At 61.4% G+C, this 2114-nt stretch carries 3 protein-coding genes; all 3 read right to left on the minus strand.

Annotated elements, in window-relative coordinates; translation table 11 throughout:
* Positions 1-685: lamin tail domain-containing protein (locus VIM98_RS14650; RefSeq protein ID WP_331993848.1), on the minus strand; the 685-nt coding region annotated here is incomplete at its 3' end.
* Positions 686-903: 218 nt separating this feature from the next.
* On the minus strand, positions 904-1545 hold the full coding sequence (upp, locus tag VIM98_RS14655) for a uracil phosphoribosyltransferase (RefSeq protein WP_331993849.1): 642 nt from the start codon (positions 1543-1545) through the stop codon (positions 904-906).
* A gap of 117 nt (positions 1546-1662) precedes the next feature.
* On the minus strand, positions 1663-1980 hold the full coding sequence (locus VIM98_RS14660; protein WP_331993850.1) for a PsiF family protein: 318 nt from the start codon (positions 1978-1980) through the stop codon (positions 1663-1665).
* Positions 1981-2114: the final 134 nt, after the last annotated feature.

The raw sequence follows: 2114 nt of genomic DNA on the forward strand, positions 1-2114 counted from the left end.
GTGCTGGCTGACTAAGCGTCACCGTGAATGGCATGTTCACGTCGGTCGGGCCGTGCACGGTGGCGCTGGCATCGGCGATCGACAGCGCCAGGCCCATGACCGCACAAGGGCTCGCGCTATTGTGCGGCGCGGTGGGCGAGACCACCACGAAGTCCGCCTGATTGTCGCCGGTATTCTGCGGCAAGCCAGCACCATTGACGATGCGACCATAGCCTTTGTCGGCGTTGGTAGTGCCCAGTGACGTCAGCGGTGTGCCGGCCTTGTAGGCCGAACCGGTAGACAGGCCCACCTGGTCGACGATCTGGCCGCCAGCATCGAGCACGGCCAAGCCGCCGTCGTCGGTGATGCCGGTGCTGTACTTGAAATCGCCGGCGACGCTGCCGGAATAGCCGCTGCTGGCAGTATTGACCAGCAGTGCATAGCAACCGGCGGCGATCGAGCTACCGGCGGGGAACGTCAGGCGCGTACCGGTGGTGCCGCTCGCATTCGAGCCGTTTAACTTATAACCGGACAGGTCCAGCGCCGTGGCGCCGCTATTGAACAGTTCGACGAATTCGTCATTGCCGCCAGCCGGACCGCGGACGCGAAACTGACTGATGCTTAGGTCGGTCGCCTGCACGGAGGCGACTGACACGATTCCCAATAGCGCAGCCCCAAGGGCGCGCCGCACGCGCTTTGCTTCCATTGACATTTCCCCATCTAAGGATCCGGGCGGATCCATCGCGAGGAAACTAGCAATTTATTGCGACATTTCTACGAAAGAATTCGCGCGTTTGTGATGGGTTTCGCGAAGTGTTTCACATACTCGGGAACCGGCCGGTATGAGGGCGGGGTGGAAGACGCTGGGTCCCGGCTTTCACCGGGACGACGGCTAGGAGGGGGCTGCGTTCTGTGGTGGCCGGCTTAGCTTGCGGACAACTGCTTTGTGCCGAAAATCTTGTCACCGGCGTCACCAAGGCCGGGCAGGATATAGCCTTGCTCGTTGAGTTTCTGGTCGATCGATGCAGTATAAATTTCGATATCCGGGTGCACTGCCACGATGCGCTCCAGGCCTTCCGGTGCCGCGACCAGGAACAGTCCCTTGATGCGCTTGCACCCGGCGGCCTTGAGCATATCGACGGTGGCAACCAAGGTGCCCGCCGTGGCCAACATCGGGTCGACGATCAGCGCAATGCGCTCGTCCATGCGACCGCTCAGTTTCTCGTAATAGGTCACTGGCTTTAGCGTTTCTTCGTCACGTTGCAGGCCGACAACGCTTACCTTGGCCGCCGGGATCATGTCCAGCACGCCTGGCAGCATGCCCAAGCCCGCGCGCAGGATCGGCACCACCGTGATCTTCTTACCCTTGATCTGCTGCACTTGCACAGGACCCGCCCAACCTTCGACCTCCTGGCTCAACGTTTCGAGGTCCTTGGTGGCTTCGTACGTCAGCAGGGCCGCCACTTCGGAGGCCAGTTCACGAAACTCCTTGGTGCTGATACCGGCGCGGCGCATCAGGCCAAGCTTGTGTTGAATTAAGGGGTGGCGGACTTCGACGATTTTCATGGCAGCGCCTAGAGAAAAGTGGCTCTTATTGTCGCCCAGACGGTGGCTGGCGCCAAAAAAAGCGGGGCACCGCCGGCCGGCGGTCCCCGCGTTGCGCGACTTGCGCCGCCGTGTCGGTTACGGCGAGCCCTTGAGACAGTCGCTCATGAATTTCTTGCGTGCATCGCCACTGAGCGATTTGGCTTTGGCGTCGACGTTGCAGCTCTTCATCTTTTCCTGCTGGGTTTGCTTGGCAGGTGCGGCGGCCGGGGTGCCTGACAGGCAGGCCTTCACCCCATTCTTGTAGTCGTCGCCCTTCTTGCCTTTATTCTGCTTGGCACAGTCGCTCATCTTTTGCTGTTGCGGCGTCAACGACTTGGTGTCGGCGGCGTGGACGGCGGAGACTGCGAACACCAGAGCGGCGCCGGCAACGATCAGACTCAAACGCTTCGACATGGCGAACCCCTTCCCTATGAGAACCGGCGGGTGCCGGCGCGCCAAGTCTATGCCTGTAGGCGGCGTTGGCTAGAGGGGGTAGGGGAAATCGTTCACGTTTTCGGCGGGGTGTGTTGGGGTGCTGGGGTAGAGTG

It is taken from the genome of Dyella sp. (assembly GCF_036568765.1).
In the GTDB taxonomy this organism is placed as follows: domain Bacteria; phylum Pseudomonadota; class Gammaproteobacteria; order Xanthomonadales; family Rhodanobacteraceae; genus GSA-30.

Excerpts from the sequence above, each read along its gene's own strand:
- VIM98_RS14660 (WP_331993850.1), bottom strand. The coding sequence starts at position 1,980 with ATGTCGAAGCGTTTGAGTCTGATCGTTGCCGGCGCCGCTCTGGTGTTC.
- upp (WP_331993849.1), bottom strand. The coding sequence starts at position 1,545 with ATGAAAATCGTCGAAGTCCGCCACCCCTTAATTCAACACAAGCTTGGC.